Here is a 24807-nt window from a genome sequence, read left to right on the forward strand (position 1 = left end):
ACTGCAATAGGATCGTCGCCAGCCGTGGATAGAAGGCCCGCAGCCCAGGAGGTCCCGCTCTGGCGGTGCCGGGCCCGAGATGAACGGAGAGTATGTGGTGAGCAATCGCCTTCTTGCCCTGGCCGCCGGCCTGGTGGCTTCCATCGGCATCGCGGCAACCGGCCACGCCCAGCAGGCCAGCATCACCGGCGCCGGCGCCAGCTTTCCCAGCCCGCTCTACCAGAAGTGGGCCGAAGCGGCGCGCGGCGGGGCCGGCATCCAGCTCAACTACCAGTCCGTCGGCTCGGGCGCCGGGCAGTCCCAGATCCGCAACCGCACCGTGGATTTCGGCGCCTCCGACGCACCGATGACCTCGGAGCAGCTTCAGGAAGCGAACCTGATGCAGTTCCCCGCCACCATGGGCAGCATTGTCGCGATCGTGAACATCCCGGGGGTGGAGAGCAACAAGCTGCGCCTGACCGGCGAGCTGATCTCGGACATCTACCTCGGCAAGGTCACCAAGTGGAATGATCCGCGCATCGTTGAGCTGAACAAGGACGTGACCCTGCCCAACGTGACCATCGCGCCGGTCTACCGGGCGGACGGATCGGGCACGACCTTTGTCTGGGTCTCCTACCTCTCGGCCGTGTCGCAGGATTTCCAGAAGCGCGTGGGCGTCGGCACCTCCGTCAAGTGGCCGACCGGCGCGGGCGCCCGCGGCAATGAGGGCGTGGCCGGCACCGTGAAGAACGTGCGCGGCGCCATCGGCTACGTGGAATATGCCTATGCCCATGCCAATGGGCTGGTGACCACCCAGCTGCGCAACAAGGCCGGCCAGTTCGTCGCGCCAACCACCGAGAGCTTCCAGGCCGCCGCCGCGAATGCGGACTGGAGCGCCAAGGACTTCGCTGCCAGCGTGGTGGACACCCAGGGCGAGAAGTCCTGGCCGATCGTGACGCCGACCTTCATCCTGCTGCCCAAGAACCCGCAGGATGCCACCAAGGCGCAGAACGTGATGAAGTTCTTCGACTGGGCTTACAAGGACGGCGATGCCATCGCGACCTCGCTGGACTACATCCCGCTGCCGGAAGCCGTGGAGCAGGCGGTGCGCTCCGCCTGGGCCACGCAGGTGAAGGCGGACGGCAAGGCGGTCTGGCCGGCGCAGTGATGCCGGACTAGAGGGACGCCACGCCGAAGGGCGGTTCAATGGCGGGCGGGGAGCAGCCGGCTCCCCGCCCGCGCAGACCTATCAACAGCCGGAGCCTCCAGCCTTGCAGCAGGCCGTAACCATGACCGCCGCGCCCCTCCCGCGCGAAGCACGCCGGTCCGGCGCCCTGGGCGACGCCATCTTCAAGGCCGCCTGCCAGGCCGCCGGCATCTTCGTGCTGCTGCTGCTGGGCGCCATCATCATCGGGCTCTTCCTGGGCGGCTGGGATGCCTTCCGCACCTTCGGTCCGGGCTTCGTCACCGGCACGGACTGGGACCCGGTGCAGGATGTCTTCGGCGCCGGCGTCTCCATCTACGGCACGGTGGTCACCGCCGTGCTGGCCCTGATCATGGCGGTGCCGGTGGCCTTCGGCATCGCCTTCTACCTGACGGAGCTGGCGCCCGCCTGGCTGCGCGGCCCGGTGGGCACGGCGGTGGAACTGCTGGCGGCGGTGCCTTCCATCATCTACGGCATGTGGGGCTTCTTCATGATCGTCCCCTTCATGGCGCAGACCTTCCAGCCGGCGCTGATCGACACGCTGGGCGAGCTGCCGGTGATCGGCGCCCTCTTCTCCGGCGCGCCCTTCGGCACGGGCATCTTCACCGCCTCGCTGATCCTGGCGATCATGGTGCTGCCCTTCATCGCCGCCGTGATGCGCGACGTGTTCAACACCGTGCCGCCGGTCTTCAAGGAAAGCGCCTATGGCCTGGGCTGCACGACCTGGGAGGTCGTGCGCAACGTGGTGCTGCCCTATACCCGCGTCTCGGTGGTCGGCGGCATCATGCTGGGCCTGGGGCGCGCACTGGGCGAGACCATGGCCGTCACCTTCGTCATCGGCAATGCCAACCGCATCTCCACTAGCCTGTTTGGCCCGGGCAACACCATCGCCTCGGTGATCGCGCTGGAATTCGGCGAGGCGACGATGGGCAGCCTGAAGCTCTCGGCCCTGCTGGGCCTGGGCTTCATCCTCTTCGTGATCTCCTTCATCGTGCTGGCGCTCTCGCGCCTGCTGCTGCGCCAGAGGATGGCGAAATGAGCGCCGCCATGCAGGCTCCCTCCATGCCCGGCCAGCCCCGTGACCTGCGCGCCTCCGCGGCGCTGGGCCGCCGGCGCCGGCGGACCGACATGGCCATCCGCGCCGCCTGCTTCGTGGCGACGGGCATCGGCCTGCTCTTCCTGGTCTCCATCCTGGGCACGCTGCTCTGGAACGGCGCCTCGGCCTTCTCGCTGCATGTCTTCACGGATGTCACGCGGCCGCCAGGCTCCAACGGCGGGTTGCTGAACCCGATCATCGGCAGCCTGATCCAGACTTTCATCGGCACCGCCATCGGCACGCCCATCGGGCTGCTGGTCGGCACCTACCTGGCCGAGTATGCCAAGAACACGCCGCTGGGCAACGCGGTGCGCTTCGTCTCGGACATCCTGCTCTCGGCGCCCTCCATCCTGATCGGCCTGTTCGTCTACCAGGTGCTGGTGGTGCCCTTCGGCGGCTTCTCGGGTTGGGCGGGGGCGGTGGCGCTGGCCATCATCGTCATCCCCATCGTGGTCCGCACCACCGAGGACATGCTGCGCCTGCTGCCGGATACGCTGCGCGAGGCGGTGATCGGCCTGGGCGCGCCGAAGTGGAAGATGATCACCCTGGTCTGCTGGCGCGCCGCGGCCTCCGGCATCATGACCGGCGTGCTGCTGGCCATCGCCCGCGTGGCGGGCGAGACGGCGCCGCTGCTCTTCACCTCGCTCGGCAACCTCAACTGGTCGGTCAGCCTCTCGGCGCCGATGGCCAGCCTGCCGCTGACCATCTACGCCTATGCCGGCTCGCCCTATCAGGACTGGATCGCCCTGGCCTGGGCGGGGGCTCTCATCATCACGCTCGGGGTGCTCGGGCTCAACATCTTCGCGCGCAGCCTGCTGCGCCGCCGGAAGTGAGGCAGATCATGGCAAGCGCCACCACCCGCATCGCAACGCCCGCGATCTCCGCGGCCCAGACCCTCCAGAACGCGGTGTCCAGCGAGGCGCGGCTGCAGGTGCGGAACCTCGATTTCTTCTACGACGCCAACAAGGCCCTGAAGAACATCAACCTCGAACTGCCCTCGCGCCGCGTGACGGGCATGATCGGCCCCTCCGGCTGCGGCAAGTCCACACTGCTGCGGGTGCTGAACCGGATGTACAGCCTCTACCCCGGCCAGCGCGCCACGGGCGAGGTGCTGATGGACGGCCAGAACATCCTGGACGACAGCATCGACATCAACGCGCTGCGCTCCCGTATCGGCATGGTCTTCCAGAAGCCGACGCCCTTTCCGATGACGATCTACGAGAACATCGCCTTCGGCATCCGGCTGCACGAGAAGCTCTCCAAGACCGAGATGGACGAGCGGGTGGAATGGGCCCTGACCCGCGCCGCCATCTGGGGCGAGGTGAAGGACCGGCTGAACACCTCCGCCATGGGCCTCTCCGGCGGCCAGCAGCAGCGGCTCTGCATCGCGCGCACCATCGCGGTGCGGCCGGAAGTGATCCTGCTGGACGAGCCGACCTCGGCGCTGGACCCGATCAGCACGCTGCGGATCGAGGAACTGATCGACGAGCTGAAGCGCGATTTCACCATCGCCATCGTCACGCACAACATGCAGCAGGCCGCGCGCTGCGCCGACCAGGTGGCCTTCTTCTACCTGGGCGAGCTGGTGGAAGTGGCGCCGGCGGAAGAGATGTTCACGGCGCCGAAGCAGCAGCGGACCCAGGACTACATCACCGGCCGCTTCGGCTGAGGCGGAGGAAAGACAAGCCATGCCCAATGAACAGTTCGAGCATATCTCCCGCTCCTACGAGGAGCAGCTCAAGAAGCTGCGGGAAATGGTGGCCCGCATGGGCGGCCTGGCCGAGCGCCAAGTGGCCGATGCCGCCTATGCGCTGATCCGCCGCGATACCGAGCTGGCGGGGGAGGTGATCGGCCGCGACGGCGAGATCGACCAGCTTGAGCGCGACATCGAGAATTTCTGCGTGCGCCTGCTGGCGCTGCGGCAGCCGGTGGCCAGCGACCTGCGCTTCGTCATCGCCGCCATGAAGGTCTCCAATGCCATCGAGCGCATCGGCGACTATGCCCGCAACTGCGCCAAGCGCGCGGTGGTGATCAGCCAGCAGCCGCAGATCGGCGGCTTCCAGGGCTTCCAGTACATGTCGCAACTGGTGCAGCAGAACCTGAAGGAGGCGATCGACAGCCTGGTCAACCAGGATGCCGCCGCCGCCGAGCGCGTCTGGGCCGCCGATGCCAGTGTGGACGAGGTCTACAACGGCATCTTCCGCGAACTGCTGACCCACATGATGGAGGATGCGCGCAACATCACCGCCGCGACGCACCTGCTGTTCGTGGCCAAGAACTATGAGCGCATCGGCGACCACGCCACCAACATCGCCGAAACGGTCTTCTATGCCGTGCGCGGCGGCGCGCTGCCGGAAGAGCGGCCGAAGGGCGATACCTCGCCCTTCGCCGTGGTCCGGCCGCCCGTCTGAGGAAGGACATCCCATGCCCGACCTGAACCTCGGTGCCGGCAGCCGCCCCACCATCCTGGTGGTGGAGGACGAGGCGCCGCTGCTGACGCTGCTGCGCTACAACCTGGAGAAGCAGGGCTTCCGGGTGGAGGAAGCGACGGATGGCCAGGAGGCGCTGCTGCGCGTGGCCGAGGCGGCGCCGGACCTGATCCTGCTGGACTGGATGCTGCCGGCGCTGTCCGGCCTGGAAGTCTGCCGCCAGCTGCGCCGCAAGGCGCCGACGCGGGATCTGCCGATCATCATGGTGACGGCCCGCACCGAGGACCAGGATGCCGTGCGCGCCCTGGATACCGGAGCGGACGACTACATCGCCAAGCCCTTCGTGATGGACGCGCTGATGGCGCGCATCCGGGCGCTGCTGCGCCGCTCCGCCGGCGTCGGCGCCAAGGGCGTGCTGAGCTGGCGCGACATTTCCATGGACCAGGACGCGCATCGCGTGACGCGCGACGGCCGGGCGCTGCAACTGGGCCCCACGGAATACCGGCTGCTGGAATTCTTCCTGCAGCACCCGGGCCGCGTCTTCTCTCGCGAGCAGTTGCTGGACAGCGTCTGGGGCCGCGACATCCATGTGGAGCCACGTACGGTGGACGTGCATATCCGGCGGCTGCGCAAGGTGGTGAACGGGGATGGCGAGCTGGATGTCATCCGCACCGTGCGCAGCGCCGGCTATGCGTTGGACGTGGAGCCGCACTAAGCCTGTTTGACGCGCGCGGGATTGCCGAAGGCGGTGGCGCCCGCCGGTACGTCCCGCGTCACCACGCTGCCGGCGCCGATCACTGCGTCGTCGCCGATGGTGACGCCGGGCAGGATGATGGCGCCGCCGCCGATCCAGACATTGCGCCCGATCTGGATCGGGCGGCCGAATTCGAGGCCGGCATCGCGCGTGGCGTGGTCCCGCGGATGGTCGGCTGTCAGGATCTGCACGCCGGGGCCGATCTGCGTCTTGTCGCCGATGGTGACGGCGACGACGTCCAGGATGACGCAGTTGAAGTTCAGGAAGACGCCGTTGCCCAGGCGGATGTTGTAGCCGTAGTCCACGTGGAAGGGCGGCCGCACTGTGGCGCCTTCGCCGATGGCGCCCAGGCCCTCGGCCAGCAGCTTGCGCCGCTCCGCCAGCGGCAGGCCGAGGGAGGCGTTGTAGCGCACCATCCAGGCACGGGCGGCAGCGGCATCGGCCTGCAACTCGGCATCGCCGGCGTCGTAGAGCTCGCCGGCCAGCATCTTTTCCTTCTCGGTCGGCACGTCTGTCTCCTCCGGCGGTGGGGTGGGCCGGCTCAGGGGCGCCAGGGCAGCGTCCCGGCCGGCAAGCGGCGGCCCAGCAGGCTGGCCAGGGCCATCAGCCCGGCCACCAGCAGCAGCGAGAGGCAGGAGACGGCGGCGGCCTGCGGCGACTGCCCGCCATCCTGCAGGTTGAAGACCAGCACGCCCAGCGTCTGGGTGCCAGGGCCGTTCAGCAGGGCGCTGACCGTCACCTCATTCACCGCCAGCAGCATCACCAGCAGGGCGCCGGCCGCGAGCGCGGGAGCCATGGGCGGCAGGTGGATGGCGCGCAGCCGCAGCAGCAGCCCGGCGCCCATGCCGCGTGCGGCATCCTCCAGCGCCGGGTCCATGCGGGCGGCGGCGGCGGCCACCGGGCGCAGCGCCAGGGTCTGGAAGCGGGCCAGATAGGCAAACAGGATCAGCCCCAGCGTGCCATAGACCAGCCCGCCGCCGGGCAGGCCCAGCACCAGCAGGATGACCGAGACGGCGGTGCAGGCGCCGGGCAGGGCATAGGTGAGGTCCGCCGCCATGGCGGTGGCGCGCACGGCGGGGTGGCGCAGCGCCAGGGCCACCGGTAGCGCCGCCAAGCCCAGCAGCAGCGCGGCGCCGCCGGAGAGCATCAGGGAATTGCCGAGTGCCGCCAGGGTATGCGCCCCCGGCGCCACCGTGGCGGCGAAGTGGCGGGTGGTCAGGCTTTCCAGCGTCAGCGCCATGCCCATGGCCGGCACCAGGGCCGCCGTCAGCAGCGAGGCCAGCGGCAGCGCCAGCACGGCCAGCAGATAGAGGCAGAGTGGCAGCAGCAGCAGGCGGTCCAGCCGCGTCGGCGCCAGGGGCTCGAAGGGCTTGCCGGCCTTCCAGCCGCTACGGCGCGCGGCCAGGGCCTGTGCCAGCATCCCCGGCAGGGTCAGCGCCGCCAGCAGCAGCGACAGCGCCGCGACCTGCGAGAGCGCGGCTGACCCGGTGGCGGAAAGCTTCTGCCAGATCAGCACCGTGAGCACCGGGTAGCGGCCGGGGATGCCCAGCAGCGCCGCGATGCCGAAATTGCCCAGCGCCGAGATGAAGGCGAGGCCCGCGCCAGCCAGCAGCCCCGGCCGCAGCAGCGGCCAGACGGCCATGCGCAGCGCGCGGGAAGGCGGGGCGCCGAGGCCGCGGGCGGCGGAAAAGACTTCGCCCGGCAGGCGGCGCACCAGGGCGGCGATGGCCAGGAAGACCAGCGGCGCGTTCTGGATGCCCAGCAGCAGTACCATGCCGCCGGGGCCGTAGAAGGGGTTGCGCGTGCCCAGCGGCGGCGCCAGCCCCAGCGAGATCAGCAACGGGGAGGAAGGGCCGCTGGCTTGGATGAAGGCCAGGGCCATGATCTGCGGTGGCACCAGCAGCGGCAGGATGCAGAGGAAGATCAGCAGCCGGCGGCCCGGCACGTCGCGCAGCAGCAGCAGCCCGGCCTGGGCGCTGCCGATCAGCACGGCCAGCAGCATGGCGCCGCCCGCCACTGTCAGGCTGCGGCCGGCGGCGCGCCAGACCGAGGCATCCTGCGCCAGGGCGGAAATGGCGGGCCCGGCGGCTTCGGCCAGCAGGCGCGCGGTGGGGGCGAGCCCGACCACGGCGAGCCAGAGGATGGCCAGCACAGCCAGCGCCGGCGGGCGGGTGAGCAGGGCCCACCAGCGGCGCGGGCGCGCCGGCTGGCCGGGCGAGGGTGGGGGAGCGGCCGCCGGCACCGCCGGCAGCGGAGCGGCGGCCGGCGGAGGGGGCTGGAGGCTACTGACCGACAAGCTGGTTGAAGCGGCGCAGGGTCGCGTCCGCCTCGGCGGCGGCGCGGGCATTGTCGAGCGGCAGGACCTTCACGGTCTTGGGGTCCGGGAAGCCCGGGGGCGGGGCCACATTCGGGTCGGCTGGCAGGAAGCCCTGGCTGGAGGCCAGCTTCTGCCCCTCGGCCGAGAGCAGGAAGGAGATGAAGGCCGCGGCGGCCTGCGGGTTCTTGCTGCTCTTGAGGATGGCGGCGGGCTCGGTGATGGCGGAAACGCCGTCCTCGGGGAAGATGTACTTCACGGGCGCGCCCTTCGCGGCCTCCCGGATCGGCATGTAGTCCACCACGATGCCGAAGGCGCGCTCGCCGCCCGCCACGCTTTGCAGCACGGCGCCATTGCCGCCGCGCGGCTGGATGCCGGCCTTGGCCAGCTTCTCGATATAGTCCCAGCCCAGCTTCGGGTCCTGCGCCAGGGTCTGGATATGGATGCCGGCGGCGCCGGAGACGCTGGGGGAGGGCATGGCCGTCATGTCGCGCGCCTCGGGGCGCAGCAGGTCGGCCCAGCTCTTCGGCGTGAAGGGGGCGCGGGTGTTCATGACGATGCCGGTGGTCATCAGCTTGGTGCCGAAATAGGTCCGGTCCGGGTCATGCACCATGGCGGGGGTGGCGCCGGTATCCACGTCCGGGCTGGGGCGCAGCAGGCCCTCTTTCTTCAGGCCCTCGAAGGTCAGGCTGTCGGCCAGCAGCAGCACGTCGGCGCGCGGGCTGCCGGCGGCGATCTCGGCGCGCAGGCGGGGCAGGATCTGGTTGGTGCCGCCGCGGACCCAGTCCACGGTCACGCCGGGGTGCAGCTTGCGGAAGGCTTCCACGGTTGCGGCCGCGTCGGGTTCCAGCTGGCTGGTATAGAGCACCAGGTTGCCGGACAGGGGCGCCTGTTGCGCCACGGCAGGAAGCGTGGCGGCGGCCAGGAACGAGGCGCTGAGGAGCAGGAAGCTGGAGCGGCGCATGAGGTCGATGTCCCACCCTGTCATGTTCGTGCCGCCTCCACTAGCCGGCGAAAGGCCGGAAAGGCAGGGGGCAAGATGAAGTTTCCATGATTGCGGCGCCCAAGGCCGGATTTACAGTAACCAGGGGCGATCCTATAGCGGGAAAGCGGCTGGCCCGGCTGGCGCAGCCGGCATGGCTGTTCCCGCCGCCCCGCCGCCAGCAATGGAGGGGGAGGACGCAATGGACGGCCAGGACGACATTCTGTTCGAGACGCTGGAGGGCGGCATCCGCCGCGTCACCTTCAACCGGCCGCAGGCACGCAACGCCTTCACCTTCTCGATGTACGAGCGGCTGGCGGCCTTCTGCAACGAGGTGGCCGAGGACAAGTCGGTCCGCGCCATCATCCTGACCGGCGCGGGGGACAAGGCCTTCGCCTCCGGCACCGACATCAACCAGTTCCGCGCCTTCAAGACGCCCGAGGATGCGATCCAGTACGAGGAGCGCATCGGCCGCATCGTGGCGACGCTGGAATCCTGCCCGAAGCCGATCATCGCCGCCATCGCCGGCGCCTGCACCGGCGGCGGCGGGGCCATCGCGGCCTCCTGCGACATCCGCATCGGGGCTTCCAACGCCAAGTTTGGTTTCCCCATCGCGCGGACGCTGGGCAATATCCTGTCCATGGGCGCCTTCTCGCGCCTCGTGGCGCTGGTCGGACCTTCGCGGGTGAAGGAGATGATCTTCACCGCCCGGCTGATCGAGGCCGAGGAAGCCAAGCAGATGGGCCTGCTGCACGAGGTGGTGCCCGACGTGGCCGACCTGCCGGCGCGGGCCGAGGCCCTGGCCCGCACCATCGCCGCCAATGCGCCGCTGACGCTGCGCGCCACCAAGGAGGCCATTGCCCGCCTGCGGCCGCAGATCTCCTCGGAGGAGGGGCGCGACCTGGTGCTGATGTGCTACATGAGCCAGGACTTCCGGGAAGGCATGGATGCCTTCCTCAACAAGCGCAAGCCGGAGTGGAAGGGCGAATAAGGCCCGCCGCCCCCGGCCAAAGAAGGCTGTGTGATGATCCCCCGCCTCGGTGACCTTCCGGCGCCCGCCGCGCCCTCCCTCGCTTTCCTGGATGAGCTGCGGCTGCGGGGCTTCTCCGGGGATATCGACGCCGGCTTCGGCCAGCGGCTGATGATGGCGACGGATAATTCCATCTATCAGCGCCAGCCGCAGGCGGTGGTCTTTCCGCGCGATGTGGCGGACCTGCAGCGCATCGCCCGTGTCTCGGCCGATCCGCGCTTCGCAGGCGTGGCTTTCACGCCGCGCGGGGGCGGCACCGGCACCAACGGGCAGTCGCTGACCGATGGCATCGTGGTGGATCTCTCCCGCCACATGAACCGGCTGCTGGAAGTGAATGTGGCGGAAGGCTGGGTGCGGGTGCAGCCCGGCATGGTGAAGGACGCGCTGAACGCCGCCATCAAGGCTGACGGCCTGTTCTTCGCGCCGGAATGCTCCACCAGCAACCGCGCCACGGTGGCGGGCATGGTTTCCACCGATGCCTGCGGCCAGGGTTCCTGCCTCTATGGCAAGACGCGGGACCATGTGCTGGCGCTGGACGTGGTGCTGCTGGACGGCACGCTCTGGCATTCGGAGCCGATGGATGACGCGGCGCTGGCCCGGGCCACGGCGCGGCACGACATGGTGGGCGCCATCCACCGCGTGGTGGACGGCATCTTCCGCGAGCAGAAGCAGCTGATCGCCGAGCGCTTCCCGCCGCTGAACCGTTGCCTGACCGGCTATGACCTGGCGCATATCCGCGATGGGGAAGGGCGCTTCAACCTGAACTCGGTGCTCTGCGGCTCCGAAGGCACGCTGGCGATGATCGCAGAAGTGAAGCTGCGGGTGCTGCCGATCCCGAAGCATGCCGCGCTGATCAACCTGCGCTACGACAGCTTCGACGCCGCGCTGCGGGACGCGCAGCGCATCATGGTGCTGGGCGCGGCCTCGGTGGAGACGATCGATTCCAAGGTGCTGGGCCTGGCGCGCGGCGACGTGGTCTGGGAAGGGGTGCGGGACTTCTTCCCCAACGACCCGGAAGGCCCGGCCTCTGGCATCAACCTGATCGAATTCGTCGGCGACAGCATCGAGGAAGTGCAGGCCAAGCTGGATGTGGTGGAGCACCGGCTGGCCGAGGAAGGCCGCTCCATGGGCCGGCGCGGGCATACCGTGGCCTGGGACGCGGCGAGCGAGCGCATCCAGACCATGCGCAAGAAGGCCGTGGGCCTGCTGGGCAACATGAAGGGCGACGCGCGGCCCATTCCCTTCGTGGAAGATACCGCCGTGCCGCCGGAGAACCTGGCGGATTACATCGCCGAGTTCCGCGCGGCGCTGGACCGGCGCGGGCTGGCCTATGGCATGTTCGGCCATGTCGATGCCGGCGTGCTGCATGTCCGCCCGGCGCTGGACATGAAGGCTCCGGGCGCGGAGCGGATGATTCGCGAGATCTCGGACGAGGTCTTCGCGCTCACCCGCAAGTATAACGGGCTGCTCTGGGGCGAGCATGGCAAGGGCGTGCGCTCCGAGTATGTGCCGGAAGTCTTCGGCCCGCTCTATGACTCCCTACAGGCCATCAAGGCGGCCTTCGACCCGCGCAACCAGTTGAACCCCGGCAAGATCGCCGCGCCGGATGGCGAGGCGCTGCTGGCCATCGACAAGGTGCCGACGCGCGGGCAGCTCGACCGCACCATCCCGGCCAATACCCGCGCCCATTACGACGAGGCGCTGCATTGCAACGGCAATGGCGCCTGCTTCAACTACGACCCCAACGATGCCATGTGCCCCTCCTTCAAGGCAACGGGGGACCGGCGGCATTCGCCGAAGGGCCGGGCCTCGCTGTTCCGCGAATGGCTGCGGCGGCTCTCGGATGCCGGGGTGGACCCGGTGGCGGAGGCCTGGCGCGCGCGCAAGGCCTCGCCCTGGTCCGGCGCCTTTACCCGCTACGTCAACAGCCGCACGCTGGAAGAGGATTTCTCGCATGAGGTGAAGGAGGCCATGGATGGCTGCCTCGCCTGCAAGTCCTGCTCCGGCCAGTGTCCGATCAAGGTGGATGTGCCCACTTTCCGGGCCAAGTTCCTGGAACTCTACCACACCCGCTACCGCCGGCCGCTCAAGGACCATCTGGTCGGCAAGCTGGAGGCCATGCTGCCGCTGGGCGCGCGCTTCCACCGCATCGCCAATGCGGTGATGGGCAGCAAGGCCGGGCGCGCCCTAGGCCAGAAGGCCGGGCTGGTGGATGCGCCGCTGTTCTCCGGCATCGACCTTTGGGCGGAAGCCGCGAAGCGCGGCGTCTATCGCGCCACGCCCGTGGACCTGCGCGCCGTGCCCGCCGCCGAGCTGGAGCGGCACGTGGTGATCGTGCAGGACGCCTTCACCAGCTATTTCGAGACGGGGCTGGTGCTGGACCTGTTGGACCTGCTGCTGGCGCTGGGCTTCACGCCCTGGCTGGCGCCCTACCGGCCCAATGGCAAGCCGCTGCATGTGCATGGCTTCCTCGGCGCCTTTGAGCGGCAGGCGGCGGAGAATGCCGCGATGCTGCGGGCCCTGGCCGATACCGGCGTGGAACTGGTGGGGCTGGACCCTTCCATGACCATCACCTACCGCAGCGAATATGTCGGCGCCCTGGGCGGGGACGCGCCGGAGGTGCGGCTGCCGCAGGAATGGCTGGCCAGCCGCCTGCCGCTGCTGCCGCCGCTGCCGCAGGGCGAGCCGCTGCTGCTGCTGCCGCATTGCACCGAGCGGACCAATGCCGTTTCCAGCCTGAAGGACTGGCAGGCCATCTTCTCGCACCTGGGGGCGCCGCTGCGCGTGCTGGCCACGGGCTGCTGCGGCATGGCCGGCACCTTCGGGCATGAGGCGGAGCACCGCTACATGTCCGAGCGGCTCTACGACATGGGCTGGCGGCAGAAGGTCGCGGCGCATGGCAATTCACTGGTGGCGACAGGCTATTCCTGCCGCTCCCAGATCAAGCGCTTCGACGGTGTGCGGATCGACCATCCGGTCCAGGCGCTGCTGCGACGGCTCCGGCAGGCGCCGGCGGAAGCGGTGCTGGAACACGCCGCGGAATGACAGAGGGAATTCAAGGAATGGATGCAGCGATCAAGGCGAAGCTGGAAGGCATCTCCACCGCCACGCTGACGACGGTGCTGTTGAAGAAGGGGCTGCGCAATGTCTGGATGCGCGGCACCAAGCCGCTGCGGGAAGGGCAGCCCCGCATCGTCGGCCCCGCCTTCACGCTGCGCTTCGTGCCGGCGCGCGAGGATCTGGCGACGCCGGAATCCTGGTCCTCGCCGATCTCCACCCGTGCCGCCATCGAGGCGATGCCGGAAGGCTGCATCGCGGTTGTCGATGCCATGGGCGTGAAGGATGCCGGCATCTTCGGCGACATTCTCTGCGCCCGCATGGCCAAGAAGGGCGTGGCGGCGCTGGTGACGGATGGCGTGGTGCGCGACGTGGCGGGTGTGCTGGGCACCAGCCTGCCGGTGTGGTGCAGCGGCGCGGCGGCCCCGCCCTCGGTGGCCGGGCTGACCTTCGTGGCTTGGCAGCAGCCGATCGGCTGCGGCGGCGTCGCCGTCTTCCCGGATGATGTCGTGGTGGTCGATCAGGATGGCGCCGTGCTGATCCCGCAGGCGCTGCTGGCCCAGGTTGCCGAACTGGCGGAGGAACAGGAACGCCAGGAAAACTGGATCATGGGTGAGGTGGAGGCCGGTGCCTCGCTGCCCGGTCTCTATCCGCCGAACGCGGAAAACAAGGCCCGCTACGAGGCCAGCAAGCAGAAGTAAAAAAAACGGGCGGGCCGGAAAGGCCCGCCCGTTTAGCCTCAGACCGCCTTCTTCAGGTTCGGCGAGGCCTTGAAGCGCACGGTCTTGCCGGCCTTGATCTTCACCGGCTCACCCGTGCGGGGGTTCATGCCCTTGCGCGCCTTGGTCTTGCGCACCGTGAAAGTGCCGAAGCTCGGCAGCGTGAAGCCACCCTTCTTCTTCATTTCCTTCACGATGGAAGCGACCAGGTCGGCGGCGGCCTGGTTGGCGGCAACGCCGGTGCAGCCGATGGAATCCTGAATGACCTGGGCGAGGAAGGCTTTCGACATCGTGTGTGCGACTCTCGTTATAGGTTGAGGCGCTTTATGGGGCGCCTGGATTTCTCCTGCGCGGAGCTTTAGCAACACCCTGCTACATTTTCCAGCTTTACGCTTTAGCGGATCGTTGTTGTGTCGAAGCAAGATTGCGGTTCCTCGCAAGCTTCGAGGCAGAACAACGGGCTTTATTCAGGGTGAGAAAATGCAGCGCTAAGGCGCGCCCGCGCCGCCGGCCCGCCGCGCCGATTCGCGCGGAGGCATGCTGCGGCGCGAAAAGATGCCGCCACAACGGCAACCGGCCATCTTCGGGATCTGCCGAAGATGGCCGGTGCTGCATCTGATTGGCCGGCGGCGGGCCGGTGGAAAGCTGGGAAAAAGGGCGCTCAGCCCGCCAGGGCTTCCGGCGCGCGTGCGGCCTTCCAGGCGGTGAGGCGGGCCAGGGCTTCGTCCAGCACCGCGTCGTTCTTGCAGAAGGCGAAGCGGGCATAGTGCTTCGGCGCATCGGCGGGGTTGTCGTAGAAGGCGGAGACGGGAATGGCCGTCACCTTGGCGGCCTCGGTGATATGACGGCAGAAGGCCACGTCGTCGCCCGAGAAGCCGAGGGGCGAGAAATCGGCGGTGATGAAGTAGCTGCCGCGCGCTTCCAGCACGCCGAAGCCCAGCTTCTCCAGCCCCGCGGCTAGCCGGTCCCGCTTGGCCTGCAATTCGGCCGAGAGGCTCCCGAAGTAGCTGTCGTCCTTGTTCAGGCCGACGGCCACGGCGCGTTGCAGGTTGGGCGGCGTGGTGAAGGTCAGCAACTGGTGCGCCTTGGCGACATTGGGCGCCAGGCTGGCATCGCAGGTGATGTAGCCCACCTTCCAGCCGGTGAGGCTGAAGGTCTTGCCAGCCGAGCCGATGCGCATGCAGCGGCCGCGCATGCCGGGCAGGGTCATCAGCGGGATATGCTTCCAGCCGTCGAAGGTCAGGTGCTCATAGACCTCGTCGCAGACCGCATAGGCGTCGTGGCGCTGCAGCAGGTCGGCGATGAAGGCCAGCTCGGCGGCGGTGAAGACCTTGCTGGCCGGGTTCAACGGCGTGTTCAGCAGCACGGCCTTGGTCTTGGGGCCGAAGGCGGCGGCCAGGGCGTCGCGCGGCAGGTCCCACTTCGGAGGCGTCAGGCGCACCAGCTTCGGCACCGCGCCCAGCATGCGGATCACGGGCAGGTAGGTGTCGTAGAGCGGCTCGAAGAGCACGACCTCGTCGCCCGGGTTCAGCACGGCCATCAGGCAGGCGGTCAGGGCCTCGGTGGCGCCGGAGGTAACGACGACCTCGGTGGCCGGGTCGATGGTCAGGCCATAGAAGCGGCGATTCGCGTCCGCCACGGCCTGGCGCAGCTCGGGCAGGCCGGTCATGGGCGGGTACTGGTTGCGGTTGTCCAGCAGCGCGTCGGCGGCGGCCTTCACCACATCCTCCGGGCCTTCATAGTCCGGGAAGCCCTGTCCAAGGTTGATGGACCCGTGCTGCACCGCCAGCGCGGACATGACGGTGAAGACTGTGGTGCCGGTGGCGGAGAGCAGGGCGTTCAGCGGCTTCATGGCTTGGGGGCAGGGCCTTCGGTGGTGCGGTGGGTGCTGTGGGGCGGGATCATGGTGTCCCAGACCGCCCGATGCAACAACGGCCATGCATCCCTGCCAATTTCCTGGGCATCCTGCCTGTTTCGCGTGCCGTTTCCGGCTCAGGTCCCGGTTTCACCACGGAAAACACTGCCGGGTCCCATTGCTCCTCTGGCGCGCCTCGTGCGACACAGCAGGACGCGCCGCCCGGCGACTGGCTGGTCCTCCAACACGGACGGACGGCACCGGGGAAGAAGAGGAGGGCCGGGCCCCTGGAGCGGGGTTCCGGCCTGAGATTGGAGCCGATGAAGAAGATCGAGGCGATCATCAAGCCCTTCAAGCTCGACGAGGTGAAGGACGCGCTGCACGAGATCGGCCTGCAGGGCCTGACGGTGGTGGAGGCCAAGGGCTTCGGCCGGCAGAAGGGCCATACCGAGCTCTATCGCGGCGCCGAGTATGTCGTGGACTTCCTGCCCAAGGTGAAGATCGAGGTCGTCTGCGCCGACGGCCTGGCCGAGCGCGCGATCGAGGCCATCCAGGCCGCCGCCCGCACCGGCCGCATCGGCGATGGCAAGATCTTCGTCTCGGACGTGCAGGAAGTCATCCGCATCCGCACCGGTGAGCGGGGCGAGGAGGCGGTCTGACCGCCACCGGCGCCGTAGCGCGCCGGATCAAGGTTTTCGCTGCCCGCACCAGGGGTGAGGGCGGTGGCAATAGGGCCCCGGCGCGATGACTGCGCCAGGGGCCACACGCGGCGGGATACTTCCGGCCGTGCAGTTTGAGTGTCGTTAGGGAACAGGACCACACAGCATGGCCAAGAAGCCCGCAGCCGCCGCAGCGCCCAGCGCTGTCTCCAAGGTCATGGAGATGATCCGGGAGAACAGCGTCGAGTACGTTGACTTCCGCTTCACCGATCCGAAGGGCAAGTGGCACCACACCGCCCAGCACGTCTCCACGATGGAAGAGGAGATGTTCACGGACGGCATCATGTTCGATGGCTCCTCCATCGCCGGCTGGAAGGCGATCAATGAGTCCGACATGATCCTGATGCCGGACGCGTCCTCGGCCTGCATGGACCCGTTCGCCGCCAAGCCGCAGCTGATCCTGTTCTGCGACATCATCGAGCCCTCCACCGGCCAGGCCTATTCGCGCGACCCGCGCTCGACCGCTAAGAAGGCCGAGGCCTATGTCGCCTCCACCGGCATCGGCGATGCCGCGCTGTTCGGCGCCGAGGCTGAGTTCTTCATCTTCGACAACGTTAAGTTCGGCACCGGTGGCAACTACGGCCACTACTCCCTCGACAGCATCGAGGGCCCAGGCGCCAGCATGAAGGACTACCCGGAAGGGAACATGGGCCACCGCCCGCTGGTGAAGGGCGGCTACTTCCCGGTGCCCCCGGTCGACAGCGAGAGCGACCTGCGCGCCGAGATGCTGTCCACCATGATCGAGATGGGCGTGGCGGGCGAGAAGCACCACCACGAGGTGGCGCAGTCGCAGCACGAGCTGGGCACCAAGTTCGGCCCGCTGGTGCAGCACGCCGATCACATGCAGATCTATAAGTATGTGATCCACAACGTCGCGCACAGCTACGGCAAGACCGCGACCTTCATGCCGAAGCCGATCTATGGCGACAACGGCTCGGGCATGCACGTCCACCAGTCCATCTGGAAGAACGGCAAGCCGCTCTTCGCGGGCAACGGCTATGCCGACCTGTCGAACGAGGCGCTGTACTACATCGGCGGCATCATCAAGCACGCGAAGGCGCTGAACGCCTTCACGAACCCCTCCACCAACTCCTACAAGCGCCTGATCCCGGGCTTCGAGGCGCCGGTGCTGCTGGCCTATTCGGCCCGCAACCGCTCGGCTTCCTGCCGCATCCCCTATGCGACGAACCCGAAGGCCAAGCGCGTCGAGGTCCGTTTCCCCGACCCGACCGCCAACCCCTACCTGGCCTTCGCCGCCATGCTGATGGCGGGCCTTGACGGCATCAAGAACAAGATCCACCCGGGCGATGCCATGGACAAGGATCTGTACGACCTGCCGCCGGAAGAGCTGAAGGACATCCCGACCGTCTGCGGTTCGCTCCGCGAGGCGCTGGAGTCCTTGGCCGCCGACCACGAGTTCCTGCTGGCCGGCGACGTGTTCAGCAAGGACCAGATCGAGAGCTACATCGAGCTGAAGTGGCAGGACGTGTACAAGTTCGAGCACACGCCGCACCCGGTCGAGTTCGAGATGTACTACTCCGTCTGATCCCGCGCGGATCGGATGCGGAAGCGCCCCGGGGGAAACTCCGGGGCGTTTTTTGTTGGGGGCGTGGCTTGGCCGCTCAGCGCTTCCAGGACCCTTCGGGGAGGTCCTTGTCGCGTTCCGCCGCCGCCAGGGCGCGGGTGAGGCCTTCGCGGTCCAGCGGAATGCAATAGGCCGGCTTGGCACGCTCGAAGCGCCAGCTTTCGCTGATCGGCCCGGCATCGACGGCGTCGAAGCCGAACTGGCCCAGCAGCGTGGCGACAACAGCCTTGGCGGCTGCGTCATTGCCCGCGATGGGCAGCGCGCGTCGGTGGCCGGAGGGCAGCGTGGTGCCGCTCGGCGCCAGATGGGCGACCAGAATGGCGTTCAGCGCCTTCACCACGCGCGCCTGCGGCAGGTGCCGTGCCAGCAGGCCGGTGGTGGTCTCCGTCCTGGCGTCCAGTTCGGGGATGCGCCCGTCGCGGTCCGGATAATAGTTGTTGGCGTCCAGCACGACCTTGCCCGCCAGCGGCGCCGCCGGCACCGCGCGGTACTGGTGCAGCGGGACGGCGACCACCACCAGTTCGCCGAAGGCGGCGGCTTCCTCCACGGTACCCGTGCGGGCACCGGTCTGGGCCGCGACCTCCACGAGCGTTTCCGGCCCGCGCGAGTTGCTGAGCATCACCTCATGTCCCGCCGCGATGGCAAGCCGCGCGGTGGCCTGGCCGATATGTCCTGCTCCGATGATCCCGATGCGCATGGCCCGATCCTGTTCCGGTGGAGGAGGAAGGTTGGGTCATCGGCGCTGCGGGGTAAATGGCGCGGGAGGCGGTTCTTTCCCGGCCGTGCGTGATAGATGCTGAACAAGCATGGCTGTGCTTGTCCGCTCGGCCGCTCGCGGTTCCTTCGCCCGCTGAGTTGCCACGACGTAGTGTGGTCCACGCGCCGCCAGGCATCATGCCGGGGTGAGAGGGGGCATCCCGCGAGATGCGCCTCCTCCTCCCTCATGGCGCCGAAGTTACGCGCCTTTCCCCATGCGGTATGGGCCGGGTCCGATCAGGCTTCGGCCAGCACTTTCGCGCCGGCGCGCAGCGAAGCCTCGGTCACGCTGATGCCGAGCCCCGGCCCATCTGGCACCACCACGGCGCCGTCGCGGTTGGCGATGCGCTCTTCCAGCACGTCTTCCGTCAGCACGTGGTGCGGCATGTAGAATTCGCAGCCGAGCGAGATGCCGGGCGTGGCCGCGATCATCTGCGTGCCGGCGGCGAGCGCGATGCCGCCTTCCCACAGCGTGCCGCCATAGCCCGGCAGGCCGGCGGTATCGGCGATGGCCATCATCTGCTGCGCGCGCAGCATGCCGCCGCATTTCATCAGCTTGACGCTGATGGCATCCGCCGCCTGCCGCCGGACCACTTCCAGCAGGTCCGTGGCGTCGAAGCAGCTTTCATCGGCCAGGATGGGCGTATCCAGTGCGCTCGCGAAGCCGGCCATGGCGTCCAGGTGCCGGCGCGGCACGGGCTGCTCGATGAAGGTGGGGCGGAAGCGGTCCACGTCCCGCAGCACCACCATGGCGCGGAAAGGCTCCAGCGCCTGGTTGTAGTCCAGGCGCAGGTCGACCGTGTCGCCGAAGGTGTCGCGGATGGCTTCCAGATGCGCCATGTCCTCGGCATGCGGCTTCACACCCGTCTTCACCTTGAAGAGGCGGTTGCCGGCGGGGACCATGGCCTTCATCCGCTCCAGGTCCGCGCTGAAATCCGGGTCGGCGATGGAGAAGGAGAGGGGGATGCTGTCCCGCACCCGCCCGCCCAGCAGATCGGCCACCGAGACACCCTGCGCCTTGCCCAGGATATCCAGCACCGCCATCTCGATCCCCGCCTTGGCATCGGTGCAGCCGGTGACGGCGCGGTCCATCTTCGCCAGCAGCTCGCGCAAACGGCGGGCGGGATGGCCCTGCACCAGCGGGCGCAGGTAAAGATCCAGCGCGGAGAAGGCACTTTCCGGCGTGTTGGTGAAAACTTCCCAGGGCGCGGCCTCGCCCCAGCCGGTGATGCCGCAGCGGGTGGTGAGTTGGATCAGCACGCGCTTGACGCTGCCGCGCACGCTGCCCACGCCCTGGGCGCGGGCCATCTTGATCGGGCTTTCGACCAGATAGAGCTTCAGGTGGTCGAGGATGGGTCCGGCCGTCACGTCAGGCATCCCTCTGGCGGTGGAAGTGGGAGAGGAAGGCGCGCGTCGCTTCCTCCCGCGGGGAGTCGATCACCTGCCGCGCCGGGCCGTCCTCCATGATCACCCCATCCCGCAGGAAGACGACGCGGTCCGCCACCTCCCGCGCGAAGGCGATCTCATGCGTCACGATCACCATGGTCATGCCCTCGGCGGCCAGCTCGCGCATGACATTCAGCACCTCGCCCACCAGTTCGGGGTCGAGCGCGCTGGTGGCTTCGTCGAAGAGCATGATCTCCGGCTGCATCGCCAGGGCGCGGGCGATGGCCACGCGCTGCTTCTGGCCGCCGGAAAGGCGGGAGGGATACTGGTCCGCCTTATCCGCCAGGCCCACCTTGGCCAGCAGCCCGCGCGCCAGCGGCTCGGCCTCGGCGCGCGCCATGCGGCGGACGGTCAGCGGGCCCTCCATCACATTGCCCAGCACCGTCTTGTGCGGAAAGAGGTTGAACTGCTGGAAGACCATGCCAGTGGTGGCGCGGAACTTTGCCAGCGCTGCCGTGCCGGGCAGGGCGCGGCTGGTGCCGAAGTCCAGGCTCTGCGCGCCGACGCGCACGCGGCCGCCATCCGGCGTCACCAGCAGGTTCAGGCAGCGCAACAGGGTCGATTTGCCGGAGCCGGAGGGGCCGATCAGCGCCACGACCTCGCCCGGCGCCACCAGCAGGTCCACGCTGCGCAGCACCTGATGGTCGCCGAAGCTCTTGCTCAGCGCAGCGACTTCGATCTTGGCATTCATCGCGGGTGCCTCAGTCTGCGCGGGACAGGCGGCGCTCCAGGCGGCCGACCAGCAGGGTGAGCGGGAAGAGGATGACGAAGTAGATCACCGCCACCAGCGAATAGATTTCCAGCGGGCGGTAGGTGTCATGCGCCACGGCCTGACCCTGGTAGAGCAGGTCCGGCACCGCCAGCACCGAAACCAGCGAGGTGTTCTTGAGCTGGATGATGGACTGGTTCATCAGCGGCGGCACCATGCGCTTCAGCGCCTGCGGCAGCACGATGCGGCGCATGGACTGCGCGGGCGTCATACCCAGTGCCAGCGCGGCTTCCGTCTGCCCGGTCTCGATGGAATTGATGCCGCCACGGATGATCTCGGCATAGAAGGCGCCGCCGTAGAGCGAGAGGGCCAGGGTGGCGGCCGTGATGGCCGACATCTCGATGCCTGTCAGGATCGGCAGGGCGTAATAGAACCACACCAGCTGCACCAGCACCGGCGTGCAGCGGAAGACTTCCACATAGGCCTGGGCCAGCCAGCGCAGCGGCGCGAGGCGCGACAGGCGCAGCAACCCCGCGAGAAGGCCCACCGCCAGCCCCAGCACCACGATACCGACCGTGAAGAGCAGGGTGACGACCGTGCCGTTCACGAACAGCCAGCGGTAGCTCCAGATGAACGAAAAATCCCATTGATACATTGCTGGCTGGTCCAGTGTGCTGCCTGCGGTGGGCGGCGCGGCCAGAGGGCCGCGCCGCGGGAGACTTAGAGCGTGACGCCCGGCGGGAAGTCGTTCTCGGAGATGCCGACCAGCTCCATGTTGGAGACGATGGCATGGCGCACCGCGCCCAGGCCCTTGTTGAACTCGATCCAGACATTGACGAAGTCGCGCCAGGTCTTGTCCTGCTCCCGCCGGAAGCCGGCGTTGGAGGTGGTGCCGAAGATCGGTGTCGGCACCATAACCTCGCCCAGCGCCGGGTTCTTCTTCTTGGCTGTCAGCGCCAGGATCAGCACGATGCACTGCGCGTCCACCCGGCCGCTCTGCACCGCCATGGTCGCCTCATCGGCCGTCTTGAAGCGCGAGATCTGCGCCTTGGGGCAGAGCCGCGTCACGATCTGGTCCTGCGAGGAACCGAGATCGACCGAGATCTTCACCTCCGGCCTGTTCATCTCCTCCCAGGTCTTTGCCTGGAAGCCGCGCTTGGTGATGAAGCTGAAGGCATTGGAGAAGCAGGGGACGGAGAAATCCACCACCAGCGCACGCTTCGGCGTCGGGTTCAGGCCGAAGAAGATGTCGATCTTGTTGGACTGCAGATCGAGCACCGCGTTGCCCCAGGTCGTCTCGTTCAGTTCGAGTTCGACCTCCAGTTCCTCCGCCAGCATCTTCGCCATATCGACGTAGAAGCCGCGCCACTGACCGCTGGCGAGATCCTTGTGATAATAGGGTGCGCCGCCCGGCACGGCGGCCGTGCGCAGCTTCTTGGTGCGGCGGATGCGGTCGAAGGTCGATTCGTTGGCGGCCTGGGCGGAGGCTGGCGTGGCGGCGCCGGCCGCCATCGCCAGGGCCAGACCGGCCGCGCTGCCCACCATGCGGCGTGAGACCATGTTAACTTGCTCCTGTTCCTGTGCCCGGACCTCTGGCCCGCGTGCATTCCGACTGGCGCGACAATGCACGCCGCGTGCCGTGCATGGCTAGGCTTCTAGACGCGCTTCCCGCCGGCTGGTAGCGCCCCCGCCATCGCGGTTGTCGCAAGGGCAGGGTGGCTCCTATCCTGCATTGCGACATCAGGACATTCCGGGGGATTTCCGTTTTGGATCGCTTCTTCAGCCTCTCGGCACGCGGCACCACGCCGCGGACCGAGATCATGGCCGGCCTCGCCACCTTCCTGACCATGGCCTATATCGTCGTGGTCAACCCGGGCATGATGGCCGCCGCCGGCCTCGACCATGGTGCGGCCTTCGTGGCCACCTGCCTCGCGGCCGCCATCGGCTCGGCGCTGATGGCTTTCCTGGCCAACTACCCCATCGCCCTGGCGCCCGGCATGGGGCTGAACGCCTATTTCGCCTTCGCGGTGGTGGGCGGCATGGGCGTGCCCTGGCAGGTGGCGCTGGGCGCGGTCTTCCTGTCCGGCCTCATCTTCTTCGTGGTCTCGCTGGCGGGCTTCCGGGAATGGCTGATCAATTCCATTCCCTTTTCACTGAAGCTAGGCATCGCCGCCGGCATCGGGCTGTTCCTGGGCTTCATCGGCCTGCGCGGCATGGGGCTGGTGGCGGACAACCCCGCCACGCTGGTGCAGCTCGGCTCGCTGCATGAAACATCGACCCTGCTGTCCTGCATCGGCTTCGTGCTGATCGCGGGCCTGGTGGCGCGGGGCGTCACGGGCGGCATTGTCATCGGCATCATCGTCACGGCGCTGCTGGGCGTGCCCTTCGGCCTGACCACCTATCACGGCATCGTCTCCCTGCCGCCCTCCCTGGCGGCGACCTTCATGCAGATGGATATCGCCGGCGCCGTCAGCCTGGGCCTGCTGGGCATCGTCTTCACCTTCTTCATGGTGGACCTGCTGGACAATGCCGGCACGCTGATCGCCACCACCCACCGCGCCGGGCTGATGGAGAAGGACGGTTCCGTGCCCCGGCTGGGCCGGGCGCTCATGGCGGATTCCGGCGGCGCCATGATCGGTGCCGTGCTCGGCACCTCCACCACCGTCAGCTACATTGAAAGCGCGGCGGGCGTGCAGGCCGGCGGCCGCACCGGCCTGACGGCGCTGACGGTCGCGGTGCTGTTCCTGCTGACGCTGTTCCTGGCGCCGCTGGCGACCTCCATCCCCGGCTTCGCCACGGCGCCGGCCCTGGTGCTGGTAGCCTGCCTGATGATGCAGGGCCTGCGGGACCTGGCCTGGGACGACACCACCGAATACCTGCCGGCCGTGGTCACCGCCATTTCCATGCCCTTCAGCTTCTCCATCGCCACGGGCATCGGCCTCGGCTTCATCACCTATGCTCTGGTGAAGGTGGTGGCCGGCCGGGCTGGCGAGGTCCATGGCGCGGTCTGGCTGATCGCGGCGCTTTCGGCCATCAAGTTCTACCTGGGGGCCTGAATACGCGAAGGGCGCGCCCCCGGTTGGGGAGCACGCCCTTTGTGGCCCGCGAAAGGCCGGCAGGTCCAGGCGCCGGGGCTTTCACCCCGGCGTCTTTTCAGTTGTTCGGCGCTTCCGCCAGTTCGAGCAGCTGCACGCCGCTACGGCGCACCCACGCGATCTCGCCACGGCCGCAGCCGGTGCGGCCCAGCACATTCTCGCCCGGCACCACGACCTCCAGCTTCGCCTCCACACGGCAGACCAGCTTGTTGGAGCTGCCGGGGGCCGCGCCGTTCCAGGCACGGATGGCATCCGCCCAGTTGCCCAGGCGGTCATACTGCATCCGCAGGTGCTTGGCGGCCCAGACGGTCGCCTTCCTGGGGTCCAGCGGCCAGTTGCTGCCGCGCCGGTCATGCACACGGGCATTGACCTGGACACAGCCAGCCATCACGGACTGGCGCGCACCGGCGCCGTCAAGCAACCTCGCGGCCTCCCCGGCTGTTTCCGGGTAGTAAGAGCGCCCGCCGATATTCAACGCGTGGGCGTGCAGACCGGACTCGGCCAGAGCAACGGCGACCAGGAGGCCGTCCGGCAAATCGTAGGCTGCCTCAGCCGCGCGGGCGGCATCAAGGCAGGCGGAGCGTGGTCCAGCTGCCTCTGCGGGCCTGGACATCAGGGTGGGCGCTCCGAGGACGAGGGCCGCCGCAAAGGCCACGACCGCCAGCCGGGAAGGCTGGTAAGGACGCGCCCGATGCGCATGACCCGCGTTCCGGAGCGAACAGGCGCTCCGTGCGGTTTTGCACGGGAACGCCGCGGGTCTGCGCCGATGCGGGGGCATCAGCCGGCTTTTCGCGGACGTCATGCGAGTGTCGCTAACATGCAGTCCACTGATTGCAAAGCAAAATTCGTTGTGAGGCCGGCTTTGAACGATTCATGCTTATATTCATATATAATCATGTCTTTATGTTGTTTTGCGCTGAAAAGGCAATAGCCTTGTCCAGCCGAAGCTTTTCCTAGGTATTCGAGGTACGAAGTGGCAGAGGGCCTGGGCCTCGGCGCGTCCTCGACTGGTTCCAGACCTGCCCAGGCGCGCGCTTGGATCTTCCAACAGGAGCAACGGCGAGAGGCATCCAGCCGA

At 68.3% G+C, this 24807-nt stretch carries 23 protein-coding genes; 12 read left to right on the forward strand and 11 right to left on the reverse strand.

The features are described from left to right. Window positions 1-79 precede the first annotated feature (79 nt). The 6 genes from pstS (at window position 80) to phoB (ending at window position 5423) form a co-directional block, all read left to right on the forward strand. On the forward strand, window positions 80-1147 hold the full coding sequence (pstS, locus tag EBE87_RS06100; RefSeq protein ID WP_120637736.1) for a phosphate ABC transporter substrate-binding protein PstS: 1068 nt from the start codon (window positions 80-82) through the stop codon (window positions 1145-1147). A gap of 121 nt (window positions 1148-1268) precedes the next feature. Continuing rightward, window positions 1269-2222, forward strand: coding sequence for a phosphate ABC transporter permease subunit PstC (gene pstC, locus EBE87_RS06105; protein WP_120637735.1), 954 nt, complete (start codon window positions 1269-1271; stop codon window positions 2220-2222). Then, window positions 2219-3112: a phosphate ABC transporter permease PstA gene (gene pstA, locus EBE87_RS06110; RefSeq protein ID WP_120637734.1), complete on the forward strand. Its 894-nt coding sequence runs from the start codon at window positions 2219-2221 to the stop codon at window positions 3110-3112. The genes pstC and pstA overlap by 4 nt, the downstream gene beginning before the upstream one ends. A gap of 8 nt (window positions 3113-3120) precedes the next feature. Next, window positions 3121-3948: a phosphate ABC transporter ATP-binding protein PstB gene (gene pstB, locus EBE87_RS06115; protein WP_120637733.1), complete on the forward strand. Its 828-nt coding sequence runs from the start codon at window positions 3121-3123 to the stop codon at window positions 3946-3948. 19 nt (window positions 3949-3967) lie between these two features. Then, window positions 3968-4690, forward strand: a complete 723-nt coding sequence (phoU, locus tag EBE87_RS06120) for a phosphate signaling complex protein PhoU (protein WP_120637732.1) — start codon at window positions 3968-3970, stop codon at window positions 4688-4690. Between the two features lie 13 nt (window positions 4691-4703). Next, window positions 4704-5423 carry a phosphate regulon transcriptional regulator PhoB gene (phoB, locus tag EBE87_RS06125; protein WP_120637731.1) on the forward strand — a complete coding sequence of 240 codons (720 nt, stop codon included), beginning with the start codon at window positions 4704-4706 and terminating at the stop codon, window positions 5421-5423. Here the strand turns inward: phoB and EBE87_RS06130 are convergent. From EBE87_RS06130 to EBE87_RS06140, 3 genes are read right to left on the reverse strand one after another with little or no spacing between them, the layout of a single operon-like run. Next, on the reverse strand, window positions 5420-5950 hold the full coding sequence (locus EBE87_RS06130; protein ID WP_120637756.1) for a sugar O-acetyltransferase: 531 nt from the start codon (window positions 5948-5950) through the stop codon (window positions 5420-5422). The genes phoB and EBE87_RS06130 overlap by 4 nt on opposite strands. 53 nt (window positions 5951-6003) lie before the next feature. Then, complete coding sequence (locus EBE87_RS06135; protein ID WP_233560047.1) at window positions 6004-7704, reverse strand: ABC transporter permease; 1701 nt, start codon at window positions 7702-7704, stop codon at window positions 6004-6006. A 40-nt stretch (window positions 7705-7744) separates the two neighbouring features. Beyond that, complete coding sequence (locus EBE87_RS06140; protein WP_233553059.1) at window positions 7745-8764, reverse strand: ABC transporter substrate-binding protein; 1020 nt, start codon at window positions 8762-8764, stop codon at window positions 7745-7747. A 196-nt stretch (window positions 8765-8960) separates the two neighbouring features. Between EBE87_RS06140 and EBE87_RS06145 the strand changes: the two genes are divergently transcribed. Genes EBE87_RS06145 through EBE87_RS06155 form a run of 3 tightly spaced genes read left to right on the forward strand, consistent with a single transcriptional unit; the run spans window position 8961 to window position 13546 of the window. Then, window positions 8961-9749 (forward strand): enoyl-CoA hydratase/isomerase family protein, encoded by a 789-nt coding sequence (locus tag EBE87_RS06145; protein ID WP_233553058.1) that lies wholly within the window; start codon window positions 8961-8963, stop codon window positions 9747-9749. A gap of 33 nt (window positions 9750-9782) precedes the next feature. Then, on the forward strand, window positions 9783-12833 hold the full coding sequence (gene ydiJ, locus EBE87_RS06150; RefSeq protein WP_120636856.1) for a D-2-hydroxyglutarate dehydrogenase YdiJ: 3051 nt from the start codon (window positions 9783-9785) through the stop codon (window positions 12831-12833). Between the two features lie 17 nt (window positions 12834-12850). Then, window positions 12851-13546 (forward strand): ribonuclease activity regulator RraA, encoded by a 696-nt coding sequence (locus tag EBE87_RS06155; RefSeq protein ID WP_120636855.1) that lies wholly within the window; start codon window positions 12851-12853, stop codon window positions 13544-13546. A gap of 38 nt (window positions 13547-13584) precedes the next feature. Here EBE87_RS06155 and EBE87_RS06160 read toward each other — a convergent pair whose 3' ends face one another. Further along, on the reverse strand, window positions 13585-13854 hold the full coding sequence (locus EBE87_RS06160; protein ID WP_120636854.1) for an HU family DNA-binding protein: 270 nt from the start codon (window positions 13852-13854) through the stop codon (window positions 13585-13587). A 371-nt stretch (window positions 13855-14225) separates the two neighbouring features. After that, complete coding sequence (locus EBE87_RS06165; protein ID WP_120636853.1) at window positions 14226-15416, reverse strand: aminotransferase; 1191 nt, start codon at window positions 15414-15416, stop codon at window positions 14226-14228. 323 nt (window positions 15417-15739) lie between these two features. Between EBE87_RS06165 and EBE87_RS06170 the strand changes: the two genes are divergently transcribed. Then, entirely contained in the window at window positions 15740-16078 is a 339-nt protein-coding gene (locus tag EBE87_RS06170; RefSeq protein WP_120636852.1) for a P-II family nitrogen regulator, read from the forward strand. A 166-nt stretch (window positions 16079-16244) separates the two neighbouring features. After that, on the forward strand, window positions 16245-17684 hold the full coding sequence (gene glnA, locus EBE87_RS06175) for a type I glutamate--ammonia ligase (protein ID WP_120636851.1): 1440 nt from the start codon (window positions 16245-16247) through the stop codon (window positions 17682-17684). Between the two features lie 76 nt (window positions 17685-17760). Here glnA and EBE87_RS06180 read toward each other — a convergent pair whose 3' ends face one another. From EBE87_RS06180 to EBE87_RS06200, 5 genes are all read right to left on the reverse strand, one after another. Then, window positions 17761-18420 carry an NADPH-dependent F420 reductase gene (locus tag EBE87_RS06180; protein WP_120636850.1) on the reverse strand — a complete coding sequence of 220 codons (660 nt, stop codon included), beginning with the start codon at window positions 18418-18420 and terminating at the stop codon, window positions 17761-17763. 296 nt (window positions 18421-18716) lie between these two features. Then, a complete protein-coding gene (locus EBE87_RS06185) occupies window positions 18717-19847 on the reverse strand; it encodes an enolase C-terminal domain-like protein (RefSeq protein ID WP_233560049.1) in 1131 nt (376 codons plus the stop codon). 1 nt (window position 19848) lies between these two features. Beyond that, window positions 19849-20616 (reverse strand): amino acid ABC transporter ATP-binding protein, encoded by a 768-nt coding sequence (locus EBE87_RS06190; protein WP_120636848.1) that lies wholly within the window; start codon window positions 20614-20616, stop codon window positions 19849-19851. A 10-nt stretch (window positions 20617-20626) separates the two neighbouring features. Then, window positions 20627-21289 carry an ectoine/hydroxyectoine ABC transporter permease subunit EhuC gene (ehuC, locus tag EBE87_RS06195; protein ID WP_120636847.1) on the reverse strand — a complete coding sequence of 221 codons (663 nt, stop codon included), beginning with the start codon at window positions 21287-21289 and terminating at the stop codon, window positions 20627-20629. Window positions 21290-21354: 65 nt separating this feature from the next. Beyond that, the gene (locus EBE87_RS06200) at window positions 21355-22194 is read right to left on the reverse strand and encodes a transporter substrate-binding domain-containing protein (RefSeq protein WP_120636846.1); all 840 of its coding nucleotides are present in this window, start codon (window positions 22192-22194) and stop codon (window positions 21355-21357) included. 206 nt (window positions 22195-22400) lie between these two features. Here EBE87_RS06200 and EBE87_RS06205 point away from each other — a divergent pair, with 206 nt between their 5' ends. Further along, on the forward strand, window positions 22401-23690 hold the full coding sequence (locus EBE87_RS06205) for an NCS2 family permease (protein ID WP_302466792.1): 1290 nt from the start codon (window positions 22401-22403) through the stop codon (window positions 23688-23690). A 97-nt stretch (window positions 23691-23787) separates the two neighbouring features. On the opposite strand, the gene EBE87_RS06210 is transcribed toward EBE87_RS06205, so the two are convergent. Further along, a complete protein-coding gene (locus tag EBE87_RS06210) occupies window positions 23788-24531 on the reverse strand; it encodes a transglycosylase SLT domain-containing protein (protein WP_367604522.1) in 744 nt (247 codons plus the stop codon). Window positions 24532-24807: the final 276 nt, after the last annotated feature.

It is taken from the genome of Teichococcus wenyumeiae, from assembly GCF_003696345.1.
GTDB lineage: Bacteria > Pseudomonadota > Alphaproteobacteria > Acetobacterales > Acetobacteraceae > Pseudoroseomonas > Pseudoroseomonas wenyumeiae.